Here is a 26,487-nt window from a genome sequence, read left to right as displayed (position 1 = left end):
ACCGCTCGCCCCGCTCCAGCCGAGAGGCGCTGTACGCCCGATGCCGGCGGGTGGAGGGCTGCCTCATGGTTCCTGGCGCGCCTCCTCCTGGGGCCGGCGCGTCACCGTGCCTCACCCCGAGACGGCCTTCCGCACGGCCGGACGTTGTGCGTGGCGCCTGACGTATTCCACCAGCCGCGGATGCCCGTCGAGCAGTCCGAGCGTGTGGGCCAGGTGGAGGATGGACACCATCACCACATCGGCGGCGGTGAACGCCCCTCCCACGAGGAACTCCCGGTCTCCGAGGCCCCTCAGGATGGTATCGAGCATGGTCCCGAGGCGGGTCCTGTGCTTCGCGAGCTCTTCTTCCGAGTGCGGGCCAGGCTTCTGCTCCTCGGACGGCCGGGCGTGCCAGTAGAACGCCAGCACCACGGGATCGAGGCTCACCTCGGCGAAGGCCATCCAGTGGTAGTAGGGGCCGCGCTCCGCGGAGTCCATTGGCGGCGCCAGATGCTTCTCCGGGAAGCGGTCGGCCAGATAGAGGCAGATGGCCAGGGACTCGAGCAGCGTGACGTCTCCGTCCACCAGGGAGGGGAGCTCGCCCAGCGGATGCACCGCCAGGTAGGCGGGGGTGGTGTTCTCCTGTCGGGCGAGATCGAGCCTGACCAGCTCGTAGGGCACTCCGAGCTCCTCCAGCAGCCATCGGGCACGCGTCGCTCGGGTTCGAGGGGCAAAGTAGAGCTTCATGTGTTGCGCTCCTGCGGTGGGCGGGAGGCGCCAACATGCGACGGCCGGGGGGCCCGGACAATATGGCGGCGGATGGACGCATTGTCAGGCTAGGCTTGACAGTCATGATCTCACCCGCCGACATGATGCTCTTCGCCGCGGTCGTTCGTGAGGAGAGCTTCACCCGGGCCGCGCGCCAGCTCGGCATCACCAAGCAGACCATCAGCGAGCGCATCAGCAAGCTGGAAGAGCGGCTCGGCGTGCGGCTTCTGGAGCGAACGACACGGCGCGTGCGGGTCACCGGGGCTGGAGTGACGTACTACGAGCGTTGCGCCGCCATCGCCGCGCAGATCGAAGAGGCGAACAATGAAGTGCAACAGCGTCAGGCGGAGCCCGTCGGCCTGCTGCGGGTTTCCTCGCCGGTGCTCTACGGGCGGCGTTACCTGACACCCGTGATCTCGGAGTTCCTCACCCGCCATCCCCGGGCGCAGGTGGAATTGGTGCTGGCGGATCGCCGTGTCCACCTCATCGAAGAGGGGCTGGATGTCGCGATTCACATCGGCCCGCTCGACGATTCGTCACTCGTGGCGCGAAAGCTCGGCGAGGGGCCGGTCCACTTCGTGGCGAGCCCCCGCTTCCTGTCAAAGTACGGCACGCCGAGTGCCCGCGAACTCCGCTCCGCGCGCTGTATTGGCTTCAGTGCGTTCGAGACGTGGGAGGCGGAGGGGTTGAAGTCGCGAATCGAGCCGGTCCTGACAGTGAACGACCTCGAGTTCGCGTGCGAGGCGGCCATCGCCGGGGTCGGCATCGCGCGTGTGCCGGCCATCCTCTGCCGGGACGCGGTCCGGGACGGCCGGCTCAAGGTGCTCTTCGGTCCCAGGCCCGCGATGCTGCGGGCCATCCACGCCGTCTACCCGAGCCGGCTGAATCTTCCGGCCAAGGTCCGGCTCTTCGTGGATGCATTGGCAACGCTGGCCGAGCCGGTGCTGCCACTCCACAGCGGCTCGCGGCGAAAGCGTTCGTGAGAGGATGGCTGCCATGATCTCCAAGATGGCGGCGTCGGCCCTCCCGGTGACCTTCACGCGCGGGCTCCTGTGTTGCGCATGGCTGGGGCTCGGGGTCCTGGTGGGCACGAGCTGCCGGCCTCCCCTCGCGGCCTGTACCGATGATGCGCGGGAAGACGATGACACGCGGGAACAGGCGCTGGCCACCCCACCCCTGTCGCACATCTTCGGCCATGGACCGTTGAAGCTCGACGGCCAGGTGGCCTGTCCGGGGGATACGGACTGGCTGTATGCCTATGCGGACTGCTGCCACCCGGCCGGGGTGAGTGTGCGCTGGGAGGCGGCCCGGGGAGCGCTGGAGGTCGACCTCCTGGACGCGGAGGGCGTCCCCCTGTCCCTGGACGCGCCCGGAGATCTCGCTCAACGCACGCCGGGCGAGGTGCGCCTCATGCGGGCCAGCCACGGCGGCCCGTTCCTCGTGCGGATCCGGCCCGGGAGCGAGGCGGCGGTGCCCTATACCGTCGAGCTGTCCGCCCCCGTGTTCGTCCGTTAAAGCCTGTCTCTTCCGGTTCGTGATGCGAGCACGAGGGAATGACCGTGCCGATGATGAAGACACGCCCGTGGGGGCCATGGCCTCGCGGCAGTTGCGCAGGATGTTGACGCAGACCTCGTCACTGCAAGAGTGTGGAGATGAATCCAGAATCGACTCTCGAGAACCTGCGGCGGTTGCTTCTGGAGCAGCGATGGATCGAGGGGACGCGGACCCTCGAGCCGTCCTCGCTCCTGTCCCTGCTCTACGGAGACCAGGCACGGGCGTGGGGCCTGCCGGCGAAGGGGCTGAAGGCCCTGAAGCGCTTCGGCCAGGAATACGGGGAGGCCGCACCGCTCACGGAGCTGGTGTTCCGCTACCTGTCCCAGGTGCACAACGGGGGACACAGCCAGTGGTTTGGAAATGGCTACGCGACCGACAACTGGAATGGAACCGACGTTTTGAATGTCCACGTCCGGGATTGGATGATCGACCAGTTTCGCATCAGCCCCTTGATGGAGCTGCCCGCGCTGTCCGCGGCCATGGAGATCTGCGCGCGTGCCCATCCCACCATGCGTGCGGAGGAACTCTCGAGGCTGGATGACGCATTGTCGGAGGTCATCGGAGAGGCGCAATCCGGGTTGGATCGCTGGCTCGAGGCTTGGCTGGATTTGAAGGTGGAGAAGGTGACGGATCCGGATGAGCGCTTCGCCAGGAGTTCCTCCTTCGTGGAGCAGCTCCTCGATGTCCCGAACGCACCTCGCATCCGGCTGAGCATGAAGGACATCGAGCGCATGAATCAGGTGGACAGGGCCTTCACGAAGTTGTTCCGCCTGCCGACGCTGAAGGAAGTCGCCGACGAATGCGGACTGGAGCCGGAGGAGATCGAGAGGTTCTACGAGGCAACCAAAGCACTCCACGGCGAGCGGATGGTGAAGCCGGAGGCCGGGGAGGAGTGAGTCCCTGAGCGACTGTTCCGGTAGGCGCTCGCACGGGCATTCTGGATGTGTGCGCCTTGGCGGTAGACTTGCCGCCGCCCATGCTCCTGAAACGACGACTCCCGCTACGGCGCGCCCTCCTGCTGGCCTTCCCGGTGGCCCTCCTGTTTGTCGCCGCGCTCGTGCCACTGCGCTGGGAGGGGGCACGGACGGCGTACGATGCCTACCATCCCCTCCGGGCGCCGACGGCTCCGGAGGCCGCCGCGCTCCTGTCCTCCTTCCCGTGGGATAGGCGCCCGGGTGCAGCACTCGTGCGGATGGATGCGGACACCGTCGTGCTGCGCACGGTCTTCTACCTGCTACCGGAGGCCGAGGGCTCCGAGCGGGCGGGGGGGGTGACCTGGGCGGGAAGGAGGTATGGCCTGGTCGCCGCCAATTGGAGCTCCGCCTGCTCCGAGCACCGCCTCGACAGGGCGTCCCTGGAGAAGGAGCTCGGACGTCCCTTGACGGACGCGGACGTGGACCCGTCCTTCCTCGCGGACCGGCCGGTGTCCTTCGCGAGCCACTGGCTGCCGCTGTACGTCCTCGTCGAGGTGGGCTTCCTCACGCTGCTGCTGGGCTCCCTGCTGTTCTTCCTGAGCCGGATGGGGAGCCGCTGGTGGGTGATTCCCGGGGTGACGGCCCATGTGCTGCCCGTCCTGTTCCTGGTGCCCGTCTACTCTCCCGCCTTCATCGATGCCGACAACTTCCACCAGCGTGTCGCCGTGGAAGTGCTCTGGGACGGGTGCCTCATGGCGCTTCTGCCCCTGCTCCTGGGCAGCGTCCTGTGTTTCGCGGGCCTTGGGCTGAACAGACGCGGCCGTGAGCCGCTTGGAAGCGTGCACTCGCTCCGAGGGAGAAACGGGGGAGCGTGAGCATCCTGTTCCTCCCTCGGGCCGTGCGGTGGACTACGGATTGGGCAACCCGAACGACGAGGTGCCCGGGGAGTACCAATCGCTGTACATGTTCGTGTCGAACCCTCCGCCCAGGCGCTGCACCGAGGTGGCGGAAGTGCTGCTGCTACCGATGAGCGTCCAGTTCACCGACACATCCACGGCGGTGGGGTAGGTGTCGTAAGTGCAGAGGGCGCCGGTGCAGTCCGCTGGCAGCCAGAGCCCCTCGGCCTGGATGGCCTGGAGCTGACCCAGGAAGATGCTGGAAGGTGTGCCGATGGTGGCCACGAAGGGAACCGCGTCCTGGGTATTGCCCAGGGCGTCCTTCACCCGGAGCACACGGTTCGCGAATGAGAGGCCCGTGCTGCCACCCCGGAAGTCCCAGGCCGTGTCGTAGTTGGTGCCGTACATGGCCTTGGGGAACTCGCTCTTGCCGAGCGTCTCCGAGGCGGGCGCATCGAACGTCGCCGACGGGGCGAGGTGCACCACGATGATGTCACCCGCCGCCACCGTCACGTTGGGCAGCGTGGCCAGCACCTGCGCGGGGGAGCCATCGGCCACCACGGTGATCTGGTTCACGCTGCCACCCGACACCGCGAGCAGCTCGATGAGGTCCCGGCCTCCCGAGAGGCTGGGGTTCACCTCATTGAGGAGAAGCACGGCGGTGGTCTGGTAGCCGATGAAGGTGGCGGTGGTGGCGGTGGAGTCCAGGGCCTTGCCGTAGGTGTCCTTCAAGCTGGTGGCCGCCGTGACCTGGTAGCTCGTCCCACTCGACTGGAAGACAGTGGTCAGCCGCACCTCACGTCCGGACACGGTGGCCGCGGAAGCGCTCAGGCCGTTCGTGAAGGTGAACTGGCTGCCGTTGGCGAGCACGCTGGCCGGGTCGATGCGCCGGTCGAAGGTCACCACGAGCTGGGTGGGGGTGGCGGGCAGCGCGCTCACCACCTTGGGCGCCGGGCACGACAGGACGCTGATGTCCTCGGCCGCCCAGACGGAGGGCTGGGCCTGCGTGGTGCCTCCATTGACGAAGCGCCACAGCGGAGACCTCACGGTGATGGAGCAGTTCTGCGCCACGTCGAGCGAGTCCTGCAGCGTGGTGGTCATGCGCAGCCTGAGGTTGTTGTGGGTGATGGGATTGCCCACGGTCACGAAGTACGCCGAGACGTTGCCCGTTCCGCCCGGGGCGAAGGGGCCGGCCACGGTGCCGCTGATGGAGATGAGCTCGCTCTCGTGGTCCGCGCCGTAGTTGGCCGCCAGGTCGACGGTGCTCACGTCGTTGCGGAGGAACTCCACCGGCGTGCCCTCGCTGAGCAGGAAGAAACTGCTGGGGTCCACCTGGCTCACCTGCACCAGCCCGTTCACCGTCTTCTTCTCGGTGGCGCGCAGGTACACGCGATCGCCCACCTGGAGCGGGGGGGTGAGCATGAACGGGTCGATGGCGACGAAGATCGCCGGGCCGTTCTTCTCCGCCTGGAGGAAGAAGCCCGCCGGATCATTCGTGGCGGTACCGGTGAGCGGCTTCGTGTAGGTGACGAGCGCGGAGTCGATGACCGTGCTGATGGGGCCATCCAGTTGCGCGCGCACGGAGGCGATCTGCGCCGAGATGTCGGCGGGGGACGGACCGAACGAGTACGTCTCGGTCCGCGCGGCTTCGGTGTTGCCGGCCTTGTCCACGGAGAAGAAGCGCAGCGTGGTGTTGCTGGAGAGGGAGAAGGGACCGGTGTAGCGCGCCGAGGCTGGTGTCGGCGTGCTGCCATCGAGCGTGTAGTACGTGGCCTCGCAACCGCTGCCGCCCGCGTCATCGGAGCAGGCGAGGGTGATGGTCTGCGCGGAGTCGTACGTGCCACCCACCGGAGAAGCCGAGGTGGTGGGCGGCACCGTGTCGAGCTCGAAGGTGTACGTCTCGGTCCGCACGGCTTCGGCGTTGCCGGCCTTGTCCACGGAGAAGAACTTCAGCGTGGTGGTGCTGGAGAGGGAGAAGGGGCCGGTGTAGCGCGGCGAGCCCGTCGTCGGCGCGCTGCCATCGGTGGTGTAATAGGTGTCCGCGCACCCGGTGCCCGTGCCATCGGAGCAGGTGAGGGTGATGGTCTGCGAGCTGCGGTAGGTGCCACCCATGGGGCTCGCCGTGGTGGTGGGCGCCACCGGGTCGATGACGTACGTCTCGGTCTGGATGCTGCTTTCGTTGCCCGCATTGTCTACCGCGAGGAACTTGAGCGTCGTGTTGGCCGACACGGTGAGGGCGCTGGTGTACGCGGCCGAGCTCGTCGTGGGCGTGCTTCCATCGGTGGTGTAGTGGATGGAGTCGCAGCCGCTGCCACCGGCTTCATCCGTGCAGGTGAGGGTGACGCTGCGCGCGCTGGCGGAGATGCCTCCCGTGGGGCTCGCGGCCACCGTGGGCTTCACCCGGTCGATGATGTACGTCTCCGTCCGAGTGGACTCCTCGTTACCGGCCGCGTCCACGGAGAAGAACTTCAGCGTGGTGTTGGCGCTGATGGAGAAGGGCGCGGTGTATTTCGAGGAGGGGGTGCTCGAGGGCGTGCTGCCGTCGAGCGTGAAGTACGTGGCGACACAGCCGCTGCCGCTCCCGTCGTTGCACACGAGCGAGACGGTCTGCGTGTCCGGGTAGGCGCCGCCGGATTTGATGGCCGTGGTGGTGGGGGCCACCTCGTCGAGCGTATAGGTCTCGGAGCGGGCGCCGCTCACGTTGCCCACCTTGTCCACCGCGAGGAACTTGAGCGTGGTGGTGGCGGTGATGGACAGCGGTGTGCCGTACGTGGCCGAGCCCGTCGTGGGCGCGCTGCCATCGGTGGTGTAGTGGATGGCGGAGCAGCCGGCGCCGCCGGTGTCATCGGCGCAGGTGAGCGTGACGCTCTGGGCGGTGCGGTAGAGGCCGCCCGCGGGCGTGGCGGACACCGTGGGCGCCACCTTGTCGATGGTGTAGAGCCCCACATGCACGGGCTCCTTGTTGCCGGCCTTGTCCGTGGAGAAGTAGCGCAGCGTGGCGGTGGCGGCGATGGAGATGGGACCGGTGTAGAGCGGCGAGCTGGAGGTGGGCGCGGTGCCGTCCGTGGTGTAGCGCGTCTCGTTGCAGCCGCTGCCCGTGCCATCGTCGCAGGCGAGCGTCACGCTCTGCGTGTTGCCGTAGATTCCCGGCTTCGGGGCGGCCGTGGTGGTGGGTGGCACCGTGTCGATGACGTACGTCTCCGTGCGCACGGGCTCGGCGTTGTTGGCCGCGTCCACGGAGAAGAACTTCAGCGTGGTGTTGCCGGTGAGCAGGATGGGGCCGGTGTAGCGCGGCGAGCCCGTCGTCGGCGTGCTGCCGTCGAAGGTGTAGTGCGTCGCGGTGCAGCCACTGCCCACGCCGTCGCCGCAGGTGAGCACCACGTTCTGGTTGGCGTTGTACAGGCCACCGGCCGGAGTGGCCGTGGTGCGGGGCGCCTCGGCATCGAGGTTGTAGACCTCGGTGCGCGCGGACTCCAGGTTGCCCGCCTTGTCCTCGGAGAAGAAGCGCAGCGTGGTGTTGACGACGAGGTGCAGCGGGCCGGTGTAGCGCGCCGAGCTCCGCGTGGGGACGCTGCCGTCGGTGGTGTAGTACGTGGCCGCGCAGCCGCTGCCCGTGCCGTCGCTGCAGCCGAGCGTCACGTCCAGCGCGCCCGCGTGGTTGCCTCCGCGCGGGCTGGCGCTGGTGACGGGCGCGGTGAAGTCGAGCGTGTACTGCTCGGTGACCGTCGGGCCCGCGTTGCCGGCTTTGTCCACGGAGTAGAACCTCAGCGTGGTGCTGGCGGTGATGAGGATGGCCGCGGTGTAGCGCGTCGAGCCCGTGGTGGGCGGCGTGCCGTCGAGCGTGTAGTAGATGGCCGCGCAGCCGCTGCCCGCTCCGTCGTCGCACGTGAGCGCCACCGACTGCGTCTTGTTGTAGATGCCGCCCGGGGGCGTGGCCGCGGTGGCCGGCCCGGCCGGGTCGATGATGTACTCCATCGTCACCACCGGCGAAGCATTGCCCGCCAGATCCGTGGCGAAGAAGCGCAGCAGCGTGGTGGTGTTCAGCGCGAGGGGCGTCGAGTACGCCGGGGAGCTGGCCGAGGGCACCGAGCCATCGGTGGTGTAGTGGATGGCGTCGCAGCCCGAGCCCAGGCCGTCATTGCACGAGAGGGTGACCGTCTGGGGCGTGTTGTAGTTGCCCGAGGCCAGGGATGCCGTCACGGTGGGCGCGGCGGTGTCGAGCGTGTAGCGCTCGGTGCGCACGGCCTCGGTGTTGCCCACCTGGTCCACGGAGAAGAAGCGCAGCGTGGTGGTGGCGGAGATGGAGAGGGGCGCGCTGTAGCGCGGAGAGCCCGTCGTGGGCGTGCTGCCGTCGGTGGTGTAGTACGTGGCCGCGCACCCGCTGCCCTCCGGGTCCGAGCACAGCAGCGCCACGCTTCGCGCGGAGTTGATGATGCCGCCGGCCGGCGAGGCCACGGTGGTGGGGGGCTGCACGTCCACCACGTAGTTCTGCGTCTGGTGCGCTTCCGCGTTGCCCGCCGTGTCCACCGAGAAGAACTTCAGGGTGGTGCTCTGGGAGAGGGCCACCGGGTTGGTGTAGCGGGGCGAGCTCGCCGAGGGCTGGGAGCCATCGGTGGTGTAGTAGGTGGCCGCGCAGCCGCTGCCCATGCCGTCGTCGCACGTGAGCGTCACCGTGACACTTGCGGTGAAGTTGCCTCCCAGCGGGTTGGCCCGCGTCGACGGCGGCGCCGTATCCGTGTTGCCGGAAGGGGGCGTCGTGGGAGGGTTGCATGCGCTCGCGAACTGGAGCGCGAGCAGCGCCAGAACGAGTCGGCTCGGCCAGGAATGCGTGGGGACCATCGATACTCCGGGAGCGGATTTTTACGGCGCGCGCAGCCTTTCACTGGCTGACACTTCGTCGCAAGTTCCCACTGCTCGGCGGAGCCGGTGCTGGATGGCGTGTCGCGTCACCCAGGCCATCCGTACCCCATCCCGTCCGGGCGGGAATAGAACCCGCCCCCCACGGCGGGGCCTGGCGGATGAGCCGGAAAAATCATCGTGAGGCGGCCATGTCACAGCCGGCCGGGGTGTTTCGTCCTGGGGGCGGGCAGGTGTTTTTCGCCCGGAATGGAGCCGCACATGAACCCGAGGTTGAATCCCTACACGGCCGCGCCGGACCTGGTGAAGGCCATGATTTCCCTGAGCGAGAAGGTCGAGGGCAGTGGGCTCGAGAAGAGCCTCCTGGAGCTGGTGAAGATCCGCGCCTCGCAGATCAACGGATGCGCTTTCTGCATCCACATGCATACCCGTGACGCCCGCGCGCACGGAGAGACCGAGGAGCGCATCTACCTGTTGAATGGTTGGCGGGAGTCGCCCCTCTACACGGAGCGCGAGCGGGCGGCCCTTCGCTGGACCGAGGCCCTGACGCTCGTCTCCCAGACCCACGCGCCGGACGCGGACTACGAGGCGCTCCAGGCGCACTTCTCCCAGGAGGAGGTGGTGAAGCTGACCCTGGCCATCACCACCATCAACGCCTGGAACCGGATTGCCATCGGCTTCCGGAGCATTCATCCGGTAGCTTCGCGCAGTGATGCCGCCTGAAGACAGTCCCACGAGTACCTTCGATCCACTCCGCCCGCGCCTGCTCCGCATCGCCTACCGGATGCTGGGGAGTGCCGCGGAAGCGGAGGACGTGGTGCAGGACGCCTACCTGCGCTGGCACCAGACGGACCGGGCCGCCGTGCGGGACGCTGGCGCCGTGCTCGTGCGCACGGTGACGCGCCTGTGCCTGGACATCCTGAAGTCCGCCCGCGTCCGGCGCGAGCAATACATGGGCACGTGGCTGCCCGAGCCCATCGTCGAGCCCATGGAGGGTGATGACTTGACGCTGACCCTGATGATGGCCCTGGAGCGCCTGTCACCCCTGGAGCGGGCCGCCTTCCTGCTCCACGACGTATTCGGTTTGGACTTCGACGAGGTGGCCCGGGCCATCGACCGCGATCCTGCCGCCTGCCGGCAGCTCGCCAGCCGGGCGCGTGGCCACGTGCGCGAGGCCCGGCCCCGTTTTCCCGTGACGGAAGACCAGGGCCGCGAGCTGGCCTCGGCGTTCTTCACCGCGACCCGGAGCGGAGACCTGGGCGCGCTCCAGGCGCTGCTCGCCCAGGACGTGGTCATGTACTCCGACGGCGGCGGCAAGGCGAAGGCGGCCCTCAATCCCATCTACGGATTGGAAAAGAACCTGCGCTTCGTCACGGGGCTGCTGCAGCGCACGGGCCCCAATGCCTCCCGCATCGTGTACGAGGGGAAGATCGACGGGCTGCCCGGCTTCGTGACCGTCGAGGCCGATGGCGTGTGGCAGAGCACGGCGCTGGCCATCGAGGAGGGCCGGATCGTCGCCATCTACATCACGCGCAACCCCGACAAGCTGCGCGCGCTCCTCAAGTCCTTGCATGAGGACACGCCTTCGGCATCTCCTGGAGCTCCCCGGCTGGCGATGGGCCGCACAGCGGGGCGGGGTCCGCTCCTCGTCTATGTGCATGGGCTCGGCTGTGCTGGAAGCCTGGATTGGCCTCCCGTCGTGCGTGGCCCGGCGCTCCAGGGGCACGCGAGCCTCTGGGTGGACCTCGTGGGCTTCGGCCAGAGCGAGCGCCCGGCGGACTTCAGCTACGACCTGCGAGACCAGGCGGAGCTCCTGGCCGCACGGCTCGGCTCGGAGCCGGGTCCGCTCGTCCTGGTGGGGCACAGCATGGGCGGCACGCTGGCGGTGCTGCTCGCCGAGTGCCTCCTGCGTGACCACCGTCCGCTCCAGGCGCTCGTGCTCGCCGAGCCGAACCTGAGGCCCGAGGACGCCACGGGCAGTGCGCGGGCCGCCGCCACGCCGGTGGACGTGTTCCTCCACCGCTGGGAGGGATGGATTCGCCAGTACTCCTCCGCCTCGTACCGTGAGGGACTGCGGCAGGCGGATCCGCTCGCGTTCCACCGGAGCTCCGTGTCGCTCGTGCACCACGGGGCGAACATGCTGGCGCGCTTCGTTGCCCTGCCGCTCGAGCGCAAGGGCTACATCCTCGGCGGGCGCAGCGACGAGGCCACGCACGAGACGGCACGTCAGGTGGCGGCCGCCGGGATTCCCGTCGTCACCGTGCCCGGCTCGGGGCACGGGTTCAGCGAGGAGGACCCCGAAGGCTTCGGCCGGGCCATCCTCCAGTTCCTCTGAGCGGTGGGGGTTACTTCCCGGCTTCGCGGCAGACGGCCTTGGTCAGCGGTTTCCTTGGGTGCTTCATGCCCCTCTCCTTTTTGGAGAGAGGATTCAATCCGCGTGCCGTGTGTCTGCTCGCTTCGAGGACTCGCGGAGAGGGCGAGCCTTTCCCTGGCGGATTGTCAGGAAGCCCGGCGCGCGGTGACGAAATGTCCCAGGTGGGAGAGGCCAGGCATGGGGATGTGCCTCCAGGGGGTTGTACGGCCTCTCCTCCGGCCGGAACCCAGCCTGACGAACTCTCGTCAGGGTTCTCCTCACCCCTCTGGCTCCAACCCTCCCTCCTAGACTCGGCCCCCTTTCATCCGCCGAAACAGGGGGTCATTGATGAGGCTCGTGTTGCTGCGCTCAGTCGTCGTTCTCGCCATCCTCGCCGCATGCGGGGAGGAACCCGCGTCCTTCCATGAGGAACGAGGGGCGAGTCTTCCCGAGGCGTTGCCGCGGGCGGCTGCGGCACTGCAAGCGATGACGACCATCGACGTCGCGGCCTTCTACACCGAGGAGTTTCTCTCCAGGCCCACCGAGGAGATCGCTCTTCAGAACTCGATCCGTCAGTCGATCTCCACCGCGAACTCCATCTTCGTCAACAGCGGCGTCAGCGCGCAGTACCGCCTCGTCTACATGGGCCCGCTGACAGGAGTGCAGCCTTCAGCGGGGACGATCGTCACCGAGAACGGTGTGCAATACGAAAAGCGCGAGGAGGCCGCGCTTCGCTGGTTCAACTTGCAATCACAGGAGGCGAACGAACTTCGCAACGCCGCGGGCGCGGACATGGCGGTGCTCTTCCTGCCGTTTCCGGCGTCTCCTGTGCGGCCATTCGCATGTGGCGTGGCCAACCGCATCAAGAGGGATGGCACCAACGCCCTGGACGGGTTGCCCTTCAACACCCGTGCGTTCTCCGTGCAGCGCTTCAACTGCGGTCTGGGCGATTTCACGTTCGCGCACGAGCTCGGCCACAACTTCGGCATGTTCCACAGCACCGCCGAGATCCAGGAGTCCGGAGAGGACCCTCCTCTCTTCCCCTGGGCAGCGGGGGCCGCGTACCCGGCGCCCTCCATGCCGGGTGGCAGGGCGGCGACGGTGATGAGCTACGACCTCTGTCCCCGCGGCGCAGCGGGCGTGGAGGCGGTCTGCGGACGTACGCCCTACTTCTCGGGGCCGTCGGTCATCGTCAACGGCTACCCCACGGGCGATGCGATGCACGACAACGCGCGTGTGGCGAGAGAGCAGACCCCCGTGTTCGCCAACTTCCGCGCGACGGCACCGGGCGCCGTGCCGCAGGTGCGCATCACCTCGCCCACGCGCCATGCGAGCGTCCCCAACGTGGTCACGCTCACTGGCGCCGCGATCGACGCCGAGAACGGCAACCTCAGCACGCGCATCCGTTGGTACACCGAGAGCGGTGCGTATCTCGGCACCGGCGCATCGATCACCGCCACGCTGCAGCCGGGCACCGGCCGCCGCATCGTCGCGCGCGCCACCGACAACAATGGGCAGGAAGGTCAGTGGTCGGTGCCGGTGACCGTTCAGTGGCCGCCCCCCCAGGCGAACTTCACGTGGTCGTGCAGCTCCAGCACCCTGCGCTGCACATTCAACGCCGGGTCATCGACCGGCCAGCCGGTGCTCGGCGTGTTCTGGACCTTCCCCGCGGGCACGAGCAGCAGCGTGGGTCCGTCTCCGACCGTCACCTTCCCTCGCGCTGGCGTGTACCCGGTGACGCTGCGCGTGCGCGACCCGCTCGGCCGTGAGTCGACGATCACGAAGTCGGTCACCGTGGGGAACGTGAACATCACGCCCCAGACGGGTGCCTGGTACAACCCCGCGCGTTCCGGTAACGGCATCGACCTCTTCCGCACGGCTGACGGCCAGTACACGGTCGCCTGGTACACGTACACCTCGAGCGGCGCGCCGGTCTGGTACAGCTCCGGCCTCGCTACCCTGAGCAACGGCGTGTGGTCGGCGCCGCTCTACTTCTCGACGTGGAATGGCTCGTCGGCATCCTCCTCCGTGGCCGGCTGGCTGAGCATGAGCTTCCAGTCGGCCACCTCGGCGACGTTCTCGTACACGGTGAATGGCATCTCGGGCAGCGAGCCCTTCACGTACCTCGCTGGCGGAGCAGGCCGCTCCGGCTCCTGGTACGAGCCGTCGCTCTCGGGCTGGGGCCTGCAACTCCAGGAGCAGTCCGGGTTCTACGGCGCGACGGTGACGTTCTACGAAGGCTCACAGCCGCGCTGGGTGCTGGGCAGCACCGCGCCCGGTTCGGCGGTGAGCATGAATCTGAGCTGGATGAGTGGCCCCGGTCTGTGCCCGGGCTGCACCTACGTCGGGCCTCCGAGCTCGAGGAACGCGGGCACGTTGTCGTTGCAGATCCCCACGGGGGGGACCAGCGGCCTGGCGACGATGAACATCACCACTCCCTCGGGCGCGCGGTGGAGCCGCCCCTGGGTGAACATGGTGAAACTCACACAGTGAAGCTCACACCATGATGCGCCCGGAGCCCCTGGCGGCAGGGTGAGGAGAAATCCTCACCCTGGAAACATACAGCCATGGCGCAAGACCGGTTTCATCGCATTTTCTTTGGATGGGCACGGTTCCTCGGTGTCCTCGGATCGGGTCACCCAATTCCGAGGAGAGAAACCGTGTACCTACGTCTGGCCGTATTGGGATGTGTCTTGTCACTGACCGCGGGGTGTAGCGGCACACGTGGCGAGGCAGTGGACAACGCGCCGCTGCAGGGGGCCGACGAGACCGTCCCCGCCGCCGGGCATTCCCTGCGTGATTGTGTCTCCGCGCAGGCGCGGCTGGAGACGGCGGCCCCGCTGAACCTGCGTCAGGGTCCCTCCACGGAGTCGCCCATCCTCCTCACCCTGTCCGAGGGCGCGGAGGTGTCCGCGGCCGCCGGGTCCTGCCCCGACAACGGCTTCTACAAGGTGCGCTTCGGGGGCTTCGAGGGCTGGGCCTACGGGGCCTGGCTGCGCGCGAGCGTGGGCTCGCTCCAGAGCGGGCTGAGCTACGCCAACACGCGCGACGATGCCATTGCCCGCGCCAGGACGGGTGTTGGCTTCTCCTACTGGTGGGGCGGCGGCAGGTGGGTCGAGTCCGGCGCCACCGCCAGCAACAGGGGCTCCTGCACGGGCAACTGCGGCAATTGCTCCCACTCGGGTTCCTACGGTGCCGACTGCTCCGGCTACGTTGCCAAGGTGTGGGTGGTGCCTGGCACCAACCAGCCGGTCTCGCTCGGCTCCCACCCCTACAGCACCGTCCACTTCGACAACGAGTACCACGGTTGGCACAACGTGGCGCGCGGCAGCATCCAGCGGGCCGACTCCATGGTCTACAACGATGGCGGCGGCCACATCTTCATCTACGAGAAGAACGATCCGTGGGGCAGCTTCTATGCCTACGAGTGCCGCGGCTGCGCGGAAGGCTGTGTCTACGGCATCCGCACCGCGGGCAGCGCCTACAAGGCCATCGGCCGTGACAACATGCAGAGTACGTGCACGGTGGGGGGAGAGATCCTCGTGCGCTACAACGCGCTGGGCGGAGCCGGAGGAATCCTCGGGCGGTGCACGACGAGCGAGCTGGCGACACCGGATGGGCGGGGCCGCTTCAATCACTTCCAGAATGGCAGCATCTACTGGACGCCGACGACGGGCGCCTGGGCGGTGTACGGACAGATCCGCATCAAGTGGGAGCAGCTCGGTTGGGAGACGAGCTATCTGGGTTATCCCCTCACCAATGAGATGGTGACCCCGGACGGAGTGGGCCGCTACAACCACTTCGAGCGTGGAAGCATCTACTGGACCGAGGCGACGGGGGCGCACGAGGTGATTGGCGACATCCACACGAAGTGGAAGGCGCTGGGCTGGGAGCGGAGCCAGCTGGGCTACCCGCTGACGGACGAGACGAAGACGCCGGACGGGGCGGGGCGCTTCAATCACTTCCAGAATGGCAGCATCTACTGGACGCAAGAGACGGGCGCGTACGAGGTGCGTGGCCTCATCAAGGCGAAGTGGGCGGAGTTGGGCTGGGAGAAGAGCAACCTGGGTTACCCGGTGACGGACGAGCAGGGGGCTCCGGACGGGGTGGGCCGCTACAACCACTTCCAGCGCGGCAGCATCTACTTCACGCCGGCGACGGGTGCGCGCGAGGTGATTGGCGACATCAACGCCCGGTGGATTGCGTTGGGGCGTGAAGCGGGAGTGCTGGGCTACCCGCTGACGGACGAGACGAAGACGCCGGACGGGGTGGGGCGCTTCAACCACTTCCAGAATGGCAGCATCTACTGGACGCCCGCGACGGGAGCGCACGAGGTGCTCGGCGCCATCCGGGCGAAGTGGGAGTCGCTGGGCTGGGAGCGCAGCGCGCTGGGCTACCCGGTGAAGGGCGAGTACGCCGTCACGGGTGGCCGCGAGAGTGAGTTCCAGAAGGGCTTCCTCACGCTCAACACCGCCACCAATACCGTCACCGTGCGCATGAAGTAGCGCGACAGCGGCCCGTCCACGCGGACCCGGCTGTGGCCCCGACGCCGTAGCCCCCATGAGGAAACGAGGAGCGATCATGAAGACAAGACAGCGTATGGGCCTCATTGGCGCGGGAGCCCTGGCCCTGGTGCTGGGCGTGGGGCTCGTCTCCCGCGGGGGCGGCGCCGCTGGAAGCGGAGCTGGAGCGGAGTCCTCCGCGGACGTGGCCGCCGCGGCGGGACAGACGACAGCCGGGGTCCGCGGCGCGGGCGCGAAGGGCAATCCGGGTCAACCCCGTACGGAGCCCAGGCCGGCGGGCGTGTGGGGCACCTACGGTTGGGGCAGCGGTGAGGATCAGCTCGGCCGGGACCGTCCCACCGAGGGCAACCCCACCGCACCCATGTCGCTCACCTTCGATCGCTCCGGCAACGCCGTGGTGCTCGACCAGGTCAACGGCCGGCTCGTGCGGCTGGGGCCCGACGGCAAGGCGATCGACACCATTCCCCTCACGGTCCAGTCCGCCCAGGACGTGGCCATCGCCCCGGACGGCACCATCGCCGTGCTCGACCGGCTGGCGGACAGGACCGTGGCCCTGCATGACCCCACGGGCAGGCCCATCGGCAACCTGACCCTGCAGGGCAAGGGGCTGGAGGAGGGCGGCCTCAGCACCGGCCTCTTCGTGGACGGCGACTCCGTCTACGTGGAGGCCGAGCACGGTCCGCTCATCCGCGTGGGCGGCCTCGATGGCACCTCCGACACCGAGCGGCCCCAGCTCCCGGGCCGTCCCTCCCGCGATGGCAAAACGCTCCTGACCGCCAACGTCGGTCCCCGGGGCTCGAGCAAGGTGTACATGCACGCCGTGGATCGCGCCTCGCGCCAGCAGCGCTTCTCCCGTGAGTACTCGCTCCCGCTGCCGGTGCTCTCCATCCTGATGCTGGACACGGATGCCTCGGGGGTCATCTACCTGGCCGTGTCGGGCGAGGAGCCCCATCCGCCGGAGGAGGTACGGCCCGGGCACTGGGTGCGCCTGCTGTGTCTGGACGCGCTGGATGGTGCGCCGCTGGGCTCGGCGGATCTCCCCTCCAACGCCATGCCGGAGGAGACCTTCCGGGACTTCGCCGTGCCTGGCAGTGGCGGCGTCCTCTACTCCGTCCGCACCCCGCAGGGCGTGACGCTGCAGCGCTACACCTGCCGCTGAGCCGCGGCTCGAACGAGCGGCTCGATACCATCGAGGATGCGCGACAACCCGAAGTCGAATTCGGGGGACGGGCCGGCGTCGCCGCCACCCGGCTCGAAGACGCCAGCGGCGGAAATCTCGGCGAGTGCCGGGAAACGCTCGGCGTCGATCAATCCGGCCAGCGTCCGCCCATACCAGGCCTGCATCTCCCGGCTATTCCAGTCCGGGAGCTCTTTCGCCTGCGACATGCTCAGGTTGAGCTGCGCTTCGCCGCGGACGTACTGGAGGAGCAGGAAACACACCCCCAGCTTGTCAGGTGGGCTCAGTCCGGTACCGGCCATGGTGCGCAGGCAGCTGTCGAGCCATGCGAGCTGGCCCGGCTCCAACGGTGGCCCGCTGGGGGTGATCTGCAGGCTCCAGGGGTGCCGGTAATAGAAGGCCCGCAGTTCCCGGGCCCAGCGCTCCAGTCCGCCGCGCCAGCCGAGGACCGCCACGTCGATGACGGGGGGGTTGCCCGGCGCGGTGTCCATCATGAAGACCAGGAGCTCGTCCTTGTTCGCGACGTGCCGGTAGAGCGACATGGTGGCGCAACCGAGCCGTTCGGCGAGCCGGGCCATCGACAGCGCTTGAAGGCCCTCGGCGTCCGCCAGCTTGATGGCCGCGGCGACGATGCGCTCCAGGCTGAGCGCCTGTTGGGGCCCACGCGGATGCCGGTTGGCCCGTTTCCAGAGGACCTCCAGGCTGCGCGGGAGCTTGTCGTCGGTCTCGTTGCTCATCGTCACCCCGTTCCCGTGCTCCCAGATACAACATCGCCTGCCCGCGTAAAGCGTACGCCTTGCGTATGACGTACGCAGAGCGTATGGTATACGCAGATGCCACCGAGGCCCCTGCCGCCGGGCAAGCAGGGGTGTTTCCGGGTGCCATGCCCCGACGGGAGCCACTCATGAGAACGACGACCGACTTGCCGGATGTCCAGCCGCGGCCCACCAGTGCCTCCGCCTCGGCGGGCCGGAAGTGGTGGCAACGCCCCTGGATTGCTCCGCTGGCGATCCTCTCGCTCGTCTTCGTGGCGTTCTCGCTGCCGCCCTATCTGACGCTGAATCCGGAGCATTCCCGGGTGCCGCCACCGGAGGGCTTCGCGGCGTATTACCCGTTCCTGGTGGTGCACGTGGTCTTCGGCTCGGTGGCGCTGCTGACCACCTGGTTGCAGGTGTGGCCCTGGTTCCGCCAGCGCCATCCGGTTGCCCACCGGCTCATCGGCCGGGTGTACGTCTTCGGTGGGGTGCTCCCCGCCGGACTCATGGGCCTGGTGGTCGGCGCGTCCACTCCCTTCGGCCCGGTGGCCCGGATGAGCTCCGTCCTGCTGGCGCTGCTCTGGCTGGGCTTCACGGTCATCGGGTACCGGCGGGCGCGGCAGCGCCGGTATGCCGAGCACCGCCGGTGGATGATCCGCAGCTTCGCGCTCACCGCGTCGACCATCACCAACCGGTTCTGGGGGGTGATCGCGTACCTCGTCCTCTCACCGCAATTGGAGACGGCCTTCGAGGGCAGCGAGAAGATGCTCACCTGGACCATCGCCGGCCTGTCCACCTGGCTGGGTTGGGTGGTGCCGCTGCTCATCGCCGAGTGGTGGCTGGAGCGCGGTGAGTCCACCAGGCACGGTGCCCGGCTCCCGGCCACCATCGCCCAGCACTCCATGGGGCCGGCGTGACGAGCCGGCCCCGGGCGGTCCGTCAAAACTTCACGACGACCGACTCGGCGCTTCGGTTCGCGGGCCCGTGGAATACGACTTCCACGTTGTTTCCATCGGGATCGAGCAGGAAGGCCGCGTAGTAGCCGGGATGGTAGGGACGCATGCCCGGAGCTCCGTTGTCCCGGCCGCCATGCGCCAGTCCCACGGCGTGGAAGCGCTCGACGGCCTCGCGAGAGTTCGCCTGGAAGGCGAAGTGCATCCGGCCGGTCAGCGCTCCGGCCGACGCGCGAGAACTCGCGGAGGAGATGAACAACTCGTCCGCCCAGAAGAAGTCCTCGCCTTCTCCGCCAAGGGGAATGCCCAGCGCGCCCAGGACGGCCGAGTAGAAGCGCTTGCTCGCCGCGAGATCTCGCACGACCAACTGGAGATGGTCGATGAGACGGCCCCGATGAAGCATGTTGGTTTCCATAGAGCGATTCGCATACCGCGCCAGACTTCGAGCACTCAAGCGCTCGAAGCGCGCCGGCGTTCGATCTCTCTCGTTCCGAGCGGCACTGTCCCTCTGTAGATATTTACGTCCCAGGGATCGGGCGGAGGCCTTCGCGTTCCGCCAGTTCTTTGATAGCCATTGTCCGAGACTCGGACGGCCCGGGGCTCGTGCGCGCAAACCTTCGGGCCCACGGACGATTCATCAGGAAACGTCAGGACTCTTTACAAGACGTCCCAGGACGGCTGGTGCATCCCTGCTCCAGGGCCAAGCTTGTACTGTCAATAACCCCCTGTTTTCCCGAGTACCCACCTGATGGCCCGAGGGTTGCTCCAGGCAGTGCGTTCACCCTCGGAGCAAGCGGGAAAAGACAATGATCAAGCGAGCGGCGGTCCTCGTGGTGAGCTGCGGCGCGGTGCTGGCCGGTTGCGGTCCTGACCTCGAGAGCGAGAACCAGGAGATCATCTCCAACCTGCTCGAGGCGGGGTTTCCGGCCGGCAGCGTCAAGGTCGTCGAGGATGCCGTGTACGTGGGGCACGACGCTCACGTGTCCCTCGAGGCGTCCCGGGAGATGCTCCAGCCCGGGGAGGGGAGCGCCGAGCATTACCGGACGACCAATCTCGTTGGCACCAGCGTGACGAAGATCTGCATCAATCCCACCACCACGTTCAACAGCTACTCCCAGCTCAGCCAGGGGCTCGATCTGGCCATCCAGAATTACAATGCACTGGGGCTTCGCATCTATTTCGCGCGAGGCCCGGCCACCGGCTGCACCGCGAACATCAGCATGCAGACCATGAGCGGCACTGGAGGCTCCGCGGGCTACCCCGCGGGCGGTCTTCCCTATGGAACCATCCGCATCGGCACCGGGCTGCAAAGCCTCAGCCTCGACATGAACGAGCACATCATCACCCACGAGATTGGCCACGCGATTGGTTTCCGCCACTCGGACTACTACAGTCAGGTGGGCTGCGGCGTGAACGAAGGCACCGCTGGCGTGGGGGCCATCCACATTCCCGGGACGCCGACCACGTACACGGTGGGGGGCTCCATCATGAACTCCTGCACTCCGTCGAATCCGACCGGCGAGTTCACCAGCACTGACATCATCGCGCTGAACTACCTCTACTGAGAGAGGGTGGCCGCGCGCGCAGGGAGGGCTGGCCGCGAAGCGGGCGCATGTGCCGTTGGAGGAGTCCTGCTATCCTGGAGCTGCCTTGGAAACCTTCCTGTCGAGAGATGGCACCACGCTCGCCTACACGCGCACCGGCTCGGGACCGTCGCTCGTCCTGGTGCACGGGACGAACTACGATCACTCCACGTGGGATGCTGTCCTGCCCGCGCTCGCCGGGCATTTCACCGTGTACGCCCTGGACCGGCGTGGACGCGGACGGAGCGGGGACGCGTCCGCCTACAGCATCGAGCGAGAGTATGAGGATCTCGCCACCCTGGTGGACGCGGTGCCGGGTCCGGTGGTGCTCCTGGGGCACTCCTTCGGGGGCATCTGCGCGCTGGGCGCCTCATTGCTCACGCGCAACCTTGGCAAGCTCATCCTCTATGAGCCCCCGTTCGCTCCGCTGGAGCGCTTTGGTTCGCCCGAGGCCCTTGTCCGGATGGAGGTGCTCGTGCGCGAGGGGCGCCAGGCCGAAGTGCTCGAGACGTTCCTGCGGGCGCTCATCAGCGTGCCCGAGGTGGAGGTGCAGCGCATGAAGACCCTGCCTGCCTGGAGCGCGCAGGTGGCCTCGGCCCACACCCTCGCGCGCGAGGGGCGGGTCGTGGAGGCCGCATGGCGGGACCTCAAACGCTACGCCGCTCTTTCCGTGCCGGCCTTGCTGATGCGCGGCGGCGTCAGTCCGCCGCTCTGCACCGAGGTGTCCGAGGCACTCCAGGGCGTGCTCCCGCGCAGCCACCTCTCCGTCCTGCCCGAGCAGGGTCACTTCGCCATGCTCACGGCCCCCGAGCTCTTCGTCCGCGAGGTGCTCGCCTTCGCCGGCGCCGGGCTCTGAGGCGCGTGCGCACGGTGTCTCCGGAGGAGTGGAGTTGGAGCCATGATGAGCATGCCGGGCCGCTGGTGCCGGAGCGAAGCCGCCGTGTCCTGGGTCGCCTTGCCCCTGCCCGCCATGCTCCTGGGCGCCTGGGTCGCACGGGCGCATGGCGTCTCCGTGAAGGCGTTTGGCACGAATCTCGTGGCCGCCGTGTTCGGGATGGGGCTCGCGGTGTGGCTCGCGCGCCGCTCCTGGAGCCACCTGGTTCGTCTGGCCCCTGGGATCGCGGCGGCGGTCCTCGTCCTGCTCGCCGCGACGTTTCTGTTCCCCCCGGTCGAGGGCGTCCACCGCTGGCTCTCCCTCGGCCCCGTGCGGCTGAACGCCTCGGTGGTTGCCTCGCCGTGGGCGATGCTGGCCCTGTGGGGCCTCCTTCAGGGGGGACGTCCGGGCCTCGCGGTGGGCCTCGTCACCGGGACCCAACTGCTGCACGGTGCGCAGCCCGACGCAGGACAGGCCCTCGCGCTCCTGGCGGGCGTGCTGGTGCTGTTCATCGGGGCCCGGTCCCTCTCCTGGGGATGGAAGGTCGCGGGAGGGGGCCTCGCCGCGATGGGCGTCGCACTGGCCTGCATGCGGTTTGATTCACTCGAGGCGGTTCCCCACGTCGAACGGATCATCCATCTCGCGGCCGCGAGGGGTGTGCCCTGCCTCCTTGCCGCGCTCGTGGCACTGGGACTCCTCCTGCTGCCCATGGTCCACGGCGCGGTGGGGTTGCGCACGGCCCGGAGTGACTCCGCTCTGCTGGCTGGCGCCCTCGGGGCGTACTGGCTGGGGACGCTCGCCGTCACCGAGTGGGGCAACTACCCCGTCCCGGTCATGGGCGCGGGCGCGGGCCCCGTGCTCGGCTGGTATTGCACGCTCGGAATCCTTCTGTGCAGAGGGGCTCAGGCCACCTTGGGGAAGTCCACCTCGGTGCCGGCGACGACGTTGAGGTAGTTGGTGAGCACGTTCTGCGCGACCGCGGAGACGACCTCGACGAGCTCCGCGTCCGTGAGGCCCGCCTGGCGAGCGGCGGCGAGCTGCCTGCCCGTGTCCGAGCCGTGCGTGCGCACGATGGCCAGTGCCAGGTCGAGGATGGCCTGCTCCCGTGGATTCGCCGCGCGGCCGGAGCGGAAGCCGGAGAGTTCATCGGCCGGGACGCCCTGGAGCTTGCCGAGCGCCGTGTGCGCCGACAGGCAGTAGGTGCAGCGGTTGGCCTCGGCCACGGCGATGGCGATGGCCTCCTGGGTGCGCGCCGGTAGCGACGCCTTCCCCATCGCGCCGAAGTAGCCGGCCACCGCCTCGAGCGCCGCGGGCGAGTGGGCGAACGTCGCGAACATCTTCGGCACCCCGCCGAACTTCGCCTTGAGCGCCTCCAGCGTGGGCTTGGACGCCTCGGGGGTGGTGCTGGGGGTGACGGGCGCAATGGCGATCTGGGACATGACGTTGCTCCTGGATGGAGAGCGGCCGGGGCCAGGGTGGTCTCGGCCGGTCGATTGGTTTCGACGCGAAACTAAATAGGGGTCTCGGGTTTTCTTGTCAAGAAGGTTTGGGGTCGATACCTTCTGGTCATGAGTGCCGAATCTCTGTACGCGTTGCTCGAGCGCATCACGAACCTGCTGCGCAACGAGGAGCGCGCCGTGGGGCTGGAGCATGGGCTGCAACCGGTGCACCTGCAGGCGTTGCACTACCTCTCGGTGTGCAACCGCTACAGCAACACACCCGCGGGGCTCACGGAGTATCTGGGCCTCACCAAGGGAACGGTGTCGCAGACGATTACGTTGCTGGAGGGCAAGGGATTGGTCGGGAAGGAGAGCAGCAGTACGGATCGCCGCGTCACCCATCTCCACCTGACGGGGGAGGGCCGAGCCCTGCTGGGGGCGCTGCTGCCGCCCCCGCTCTTCTCCCGTACGCTCGAGGGACTGCCGGACGGTGGCAGCGGGTTGGAGGCCTCGCTGACGGGCCTGCTCCGGGCCCTGCTGGTAACGCACGGTCAGCCGAGCTTCGGAGTGTGCTCATCCTGCCGCCACTTCCAGCGGGAGGCGCAGGGACGCTTCCGCTGCGGGTTGACGCAGGAGCCGCTCAGCCGCGCGGACAGCGCGCTGCTGTGCCGGGAGCACTCGGCCCCGGACGTGCCGGCGTCCTGAGCCCGACCGGGGAGGTTGTCACTCATCAGTCGTGAATGTCAGACCCATTCATTACAAGCGTCTCTCTGAAATTTCATATTTCAGATTAAATCTTGTTCATCAAGATTTCTCAAAAGACGAGACGCCAGATGAGAAACGCGAGTTTGAAGTTCCCGCGCTTCACACCAGCGGTCCGCTGGATGTGCGCATTGTTGGGGCTGCTCGTGGCCGGGAGCGCCTGTGATGGCGGGAGTGGGGCCGGTGAGCGCCCACCCGCGATGGAGGCAGAGGTTCCCCCCGAGAGCACGCTGCTCACGCAGGGCAAGGAGATCACCCTCTCGGGCACTTCTGGCGGCGAGCTGTACTTCGCCATGCAGGTCCCGGCCGGGCAGGGCGAGCTGAAGATCACGCTCACGAACGCGGCGAAGGTGGACCTCTACGTGCGGAGGGGCAGCCGGGCCACGACCACCCGCTACGACTGCAAGTCGGCGACGACGGCCAGCACCGAGGAATGCCTCATCAATGCTCCGCAGGAGGGGATGTGGCTCATCACCGTTCGAGGCACCGCGGCCTATTCCGGAGTCGAGCTTCGGGGCAGTTACTCGCCATTCCCTGACGCACCGGTGACGGCGCTCACCGGGGGCGAATCCGTGACAGGCATTTCGCTTCCCGCGGGCGGTGCCCGGTTCTTCAGCCTGGAGGTCCCCCCCCATCAGGCCCGCCTCGCGTTCGAGCTCTCGGGCGGCACGGGTGAGCCCGTCCTCTTCTCCAGCTTCGGGGGCAAGCCCACCGATATCAGCTTCGGCTGCCGGAACACACGACGGGGCAACGGGACGAGCTGTGCGTTCATCGAGCCTCGAGCAGGCACCTGGTACGTGATGATTCGCGCTCAGTCGGCCCTGTCGGACGTCACCCTGACCGGGTCCTATGGCGCCACCGTCGATCGCACCTCGACCGGGCTCGTCAGCGGCCGGTGGAGCGACGCCCTCGCGAGCTCTCCCCTCCAGGATCGTTACTTCACGGTGGAGGTTCCCCCCAACCAGGTGAAGTTCGTTCTGGAGGTCTCTGGCGGCACCGGAGAGGCGGATGTCTATCTGCGGCGAGACGGTCAGCCGACTCCCACGGACAACCATTGCATCCCCACGGTGACAGCCCCTTGCGTGTATGACCGTCCGCAGGGCGGCACCTGGCATGTCCTGGTGCGTGCGCTGACGACCTTCTCGAACGTCAGGCTCAGGGCAACGCTGACGGATACGGTTCCCCTGGTCCCAAACGCTCCCGCCGAGCCTGTCTCGGGCATCCAGAGCGAGATCCGCTACTTCCGCGTCGAGGTACCCGAGGGAGTGAATGGGCTCAGGTTCGAGAGCCCGTCCCATCCCGATGTGTACATGATGGCCGCGCGCGAAGTGCTCCCCGACTACTGGTACACCTCCCTTTGCAGGGACGTGGACTACTGCAACTTCCTCCGGCCCCAGGCCGGAACCTGGTTCGTTGCCCTCAGCTTCAATGCCGCGGCGAGCAGCTCCGTGCGCGTGGTCTTCGAGGACGGCGAGCCCCTCCCGCTGGTGGACGGCGTACCGGCGAGCGTGGCCGCCGCCAAGGGCTCACTGCGGTACTTCAAGTTCGAGGTGCCTCCCGGACAATCGCGTCTCTCATTTGACGTGGTCGGCCTGAGGAGCTCCTGGCTGTATGTGAAGTCTGGCACCGAGCCCACCACGTTCGACTACGACTCCCGCGCGTACACCCAGCCCACCCGGCAAGGTGTGGGCCTGTCCTTCGCCAATCCCGCGGCGGGTACGTGGTACGCCCTGGTAGCGGCGGACGACGACATCGACGGGGCGATTCGCGCGACCGCCTCCAACCTGCCCGCTCTCGTGGACGGAACCCCAGAGCCCCCCCTCTCGGGCGCGCAGAACTCGGAGCGCCTCTACACGCTGCAGGTTCCTCCGGGTATGAGCGACCTGCTCGTGACCCTCACGGGCGGCACCGGTGACACCGCGTTGCTGGTGAAGCGCGAGGGCATCCCCAACTCCGCCAGCAACGACTGCAAGTCGGACAATCCCGAGAGCTCCATCGAGACCTGCGCCCTGGTGCTGCCGCAGGCGGGAACCTGGTACATCTCGGTGCGTGGAAAGCAGGCCTATTCCGGCGTCGTGCTCAACGCCCAGGCCGTGCCGGCACCGGGCGATGCCGTCCAGGCCCTCGAGAACGATGTGGCACTCGCCAACCTGAGCGAGCCCCGGTACAGCTACCGGCTCTGGAAGCTGGAGGTTCCGGAAGGACAGGCGCGCCTCGAGTTCAACCTGTCCGGAGGCGATGGCAACGCCGATCTCCTCGTGCAACACGCCACGCGGCCGTCCGCGACGAGCTTCCTGTGCCACTCCAACGGGACCACGAACACGGAGCGGTGCGTGTTCGAGAACCCGCAGGCGGGCACCTGGTTCGCGCTGGTGCGTGGCGGCTCGAGCTTCCGGAGCGCCTGGCTGACCGGCAGGTACTCGCTCGGGAACGAGGTGGTCACGCTGACCAACGGCATCCCGTTCCCCAACCTCGCCCTCTCCGGGACCGCGAAGCGGCTCTTCAAGGTCGAGGTCCCCGCGGGCCAGTCCGGATTGAGGTTCCACCTGCGAGGGAGCTTCCAGAGTGCGTCCATGTTCGTGAAGAAGGACAGCCCGCCGGCCGCGAGTGATGCTCCTTGCGCCAGCCGCGGCACCTCCAGCCTGCCGCTCGTCTGCGACAAGACCGCGGAGGCCGGCACCTGGTACGTGCAGCTGCAAGGCGGGATCTCGGGTGCGGTGCTGACCGCGCATGCCGCTCCCTTCTACCTCTCCGAGCCGGCCATTCCCCTCACCAACGCCGTCCCGGAGCTCAACCTCTCCTCGAGTACGGAGCGGCGGTTCTTCGTGCTGCAGGTTCCTCCGGGCGCCTCCCGGCTCCAGTTCACCACGCGAGGCCAGCCCGCCAGCTCCACCGCGAACCTGAGCCTGTACGTCAAGCGCGCTGGAGATCCGAGCTCGTCCCCTGACTGCTCCTCCGTGAACGCGGGCTCCGAGGAGACGTGCTCGATCAGCAACCCCGAGCCGGGCCAGTGGTTCGTCCTGGTGCGCGGCACTCAGTACAGCAACGTCGACCTCCTCGGCCTCTACGAGTAGCGGCCGCCCACCCCTCTTCATCGGGG

20 protein-coding genes and 1 pseudogene are annotated in these 26,487 nt (G+C 68.0%); 16 read left to right on the top strand and 5 right to left on the bottom strand.

Annotation, left to right across the window (positions count from 1 at the left end; translation table 11 throughout):
• Nucleotides 1-111: 111 nt before the first annotated feature.
• Nucleotides 112-726: a glutathione S-transferase family protein gene (locus BO221_RS24995; RefSeq protein WP_073563006.1), complete on the bottom strand. Its 615-nt coding sequence runs from the start codon at nucleotides 724-726 to the stop codon at nucleotides 112-114.
• 104 nt (nucleotides 727-830) lie between these two features.
• Here BO221_RS24995 and BO221_RS24990 point away from each other — a divergent pair, with 104 nt between their 5' ends.
• The 4 genes from BO221_RS24990 (at nucleotide 831) to BO221_RS24975 (ending at nucleotide 4,090) form a co-directional block, all read left to right on the top strand.
• Nucleotides 831-1,730, top strand: coding sequence for a LysR family transcriptional regulator (locus BO221_RS24990; protein ID WP_073563005.1), 900 nt, complete (start codon nucleotides 831-833; stop codon nucleotides 1,728-1,730).
• Nucleotides 1,731-1,743: 13 nt separating this feature from the next.
• Entirely contained in the window at nucleotides 1,744-2,262 is a 519-nt protein-coding gene (locus tag BO221_RS24985) for a hypothetical protein (protein ID WP_073563004.1), read from the top strand.
• A 137-nt stretch (nucleotides 2,263-2,399) separates the two neighbouring features.
• Complete coding sequence (locus BO221_RS24980) at nucleotides 2,400-3,197, top strand: hypothetical protein (protein ID WP_073563003.1); 798 nt, start codon at nucleotides 2,400-2,402, stop codon at nucleotides 3,195-3,197.
• Nucleotides 3,198-3,277: 80 nt separating this feature from the next.
• The gene (locus BO221_RS24975; RefSeq protein WP_073563002.1) at nucleotides 3,278-4,090 is read left to right on the top strand and encodes a hypothetical protein; all 813 of its coding nucleotides are present in this window, start codon (nucleotides 3,278-3,280) and stop codon (nucleotides 4,088-4,090) included.
• A 33-nt stretch (nucleotides 4,091-4,123) separates the two neighbouring features.
• Here BO221_RS24975 and BO221_RS24970 read toward each other — a convergent pair whose 3' ends face one another.
• Nucleotides 4,124-8,950 (bottom strand): chitobiase/beta-hexosaminidase C-terminal domain-containing protein, encoded by a 4,827-nt coding sequence (locus tag BO221_RS24970; protein ID WP_073563001.1) that lies wholly within the window; start codon nucleotides 8,948-8,950, stop codon nucleotides 4,124-4,126.
• A gap of 279 nt (nucleotides 8,951-9,229) precedes the next feature.
• Between BO221_RS24970 and BO221_RS24965 the strand changes: the two genes are divergently transcribed.
• From BO221_RS24965 to BO221_RS24940, 6 genes and pseudogenes are all read left to right on the top strand, one after another.
• Nucleotides 9,230-9,691, top strand: a complete 462-nt coding sequence (locus BO221_RS24965; RefSeq protein WP_073563000.1) for a carboxymuconolactone decarboxylase family protein — start codon at nucleotides 9,230-9,232, stop codon at nucleotides 9,689-9,691.
• Nucleotides 9,681-10,556, top strand: a pseudogene (locus BO221_RS56375) (sigma-70 family RNA polymerase sigma factor); the annotation flags it as partial. The gene BO221_RS24965 and the pseudogene BO221_RS56375, both read left to right, overlap by 11 nt.
• 27 nt (nucleotides 10,557-10,583) lie before the next feature.
• Nucleotides 10,584-11,303 carry an alpha/beta fold hydrolase gene (locus BO221_RS56370; protein WP_233166267.1) on the top strand — a complete coding sequence of 240 codons (720 nt, stop codon included), beginning with the start codon at nucleotides 10,584-10,586 and terminating at the stop codon, nucleotides 11,301-11,303.
• A gap of 366 nt (nucleotides 11,304-11,669) precedes the next feature.
• Nucleotides 11,670-13,814 carry a M12 family metallo-peptidase gene (locus BO221_RS24950; protein ID WP_083681339.1) on the top strand — a complete coding sequence of 715 codons (2,145 nt, stop codon included), beginning with the start codon at nucleotides 11,670-11,672 and terminating at the stop codon, nucleotides 13,812-13,814.
• A gap of 200 nt (nucleotides 13,815-14,014) precedes the next feature.
• Nucleotides 14,015-15,826: an SH3 domain-containing protein gene (locus BO221_RS24945; protein ID WP_158079906.1), complete on the top strand. Its 1,812-nt coding sequence runs from the start codon at nucleotides 14,015-14,017 to the stop codon at nucleotides 15,824-15,826.
• Nucleotides 15,827-15,902: 76 nt separating this feature from the next.
• On the top strand, nucleotides 15,903-17,003 hold the full coding sequence (locus tag BO221_RS24940; protein WP_073562997.1) for a hypothetical protein: 1,101 nt from the start codon (nucleotides 15,903-15,905) through the stop codon (nucleotides 17,001-17,003).
• Here the strand turns inward: BO221_RS24940 and BO221_RS24935 are convergent.
• Entirely contained in the window at nucleotides 16,988-17,758 is a 771-nt protein-coding gene (locus BO221_RS24935; RefSeq protein WP_073562996.1) for a TetR/AcrR family transcriptional regulator, read from the bottom strand. The genes BO221_RS24940 and BO221_RS24935 overlap by 16 nt on opposite strands.
• Nucleotides 17,759-17,925: 167 nt before the next feature.
• Between BO221_RS24935 and BO221_RS24930 the strand changes: the two genes are divergently transcribed.
• Nucleotides 17,926-18,693, top strand: a complete 768-nt coding sequence (locus tag BO221_RS24930) for a DUF2306 domain-containing protein (protein WP_083681337.1) — start codon at nucleotides 17,926-17,928, stop codon at nucleotides 18,691-18,693.
• Between the two features lie 22 nt (nucleotides 18,694-18,715).
• On the opposite strand, the gene BO221_RS24925 is transcribed toward BO221_RS24930, so the two are convergent.
• Nucleotides 18,716-19,132, bottom strand: coding sequence for a VOC family protein (locus tag BO221_RS24925; RefSeq protein WP_304528725.1), 417 nt, complete (start codon nucleotides 19,130-19,132; stop codon nucleotides 18,716-18,718).
• Between the two features lie 403 nt (nucleotides 19,133-19,535).
• Here BO221_RS24925 and BO221_RS24920 point away from each other — a divergent pair, with 403 nt between their 5' ends.
• From BO221_RS24920 to BO221_RS24910, 3 genes are all read left to right on the top strand, one after another.
• Nucleotides 19,536-20,294 (top strand): zinc-dependent metalloprotease, encoded by a 759-nt coding sequence (locus BO221_RS24920; protein WP_073562993.1) that lies wholly within the window; start codon nucleotides 19,536-19,538, stop codon nucleotides 20,292-20,294.
• 85 nt (nucleotides 20,295-20,379) lie between these two features.
• Nucleotides 20,380-21,168, top strand: a complete 789-nt coding sequence (locus tag BO221_RS24915) for an alpha/beta fold hydrolase (protein ID WP_073562992.1) — start codon at nucleotides 20,380-20,382, stop codon at nucleotides 21,166-21,168.
• 42 nt (nucleotides 21,169-21,210) lie between these two features.
• Nucleotides 21,211-22,140 carry a hypothetical protein gene (locus BO221_RS24910; protein WP_073562991.1) on the top strand — a complete coding sequence of 310 codons (930 nt, stop codon included), beginning with the start codon at nucleotides 21,211-21,213 and terminating at the stop codon, nucleotides 22,138-22,140.
• Here BO221_RS24910 and BO221_RS24905 read toward each other — a convergent pair.
• Nucleotides 22,089-22,625: a carboxymuconolactone decarboxylase family protein gene (locus tag BO221_RS24905; protein WP_073562990.1), complete on the bottom strand. Its 537-nt coding sequence runs from the start codon at nucleotides 22,623-22,625 to the stop codon at nucleotides 22,089-22,091. The genes BO221_RS24910 and BO221_RS24905 overlap by 52 nt on opposite strands.
• Before the next feature lie 129 nt (nucleotides 22,626-22,754).
• Between BO221_RS24905 and BO221_RS24900 the strand changes: the two genes are divergently transcribed.
• Together BO221_RS24900 and BO221_RS24895 are read left to right on the top strand one after the other, a co-directional pair.
• The gene (locus BO221_RS24900; protein WP_073562989.1) at nucleotides 22,755-23,330 is read left to right on the top strand and encodes a MarR family winged helix-turn-helix transcriptional regulator; all 576 of its coding nucleotides are present in this window, start codon (nucleotides 22,755-22,757) and stop codon (nucleotides 23,328-23,330) included.
• A gap of 128 nt (nucleotides 23,331-23,458) precedes the next feature.
• Nucleotides 23,459-26,461 carry a PPC domain-containing protein gene (locus BO221_RS24895; protein ID WP_083681335.1) on the top strand — a complete coding sequence of 1,001 codons (3,003 nt, stop codon included), beginning with the start codon at nucleotides 23,459-23,461 and terminating at the stop codon, nucleotides 26,459-26,461.
• Nucleotides 26,462-26,487: the final 26 nt, after the last annotated feature.

This window comes from Archangium sp. Cb G35, assembly GCF_001896145.1.
Taxonomy (GTDB): Bacteria; Myxococcota; Myxococcia; order Myxococcales; family Myxococcaceae; genus Archangium; species Archangium violaceum.
This window is presented reverse-complemented; position numbering and strand designations above follow the sequence as displayed.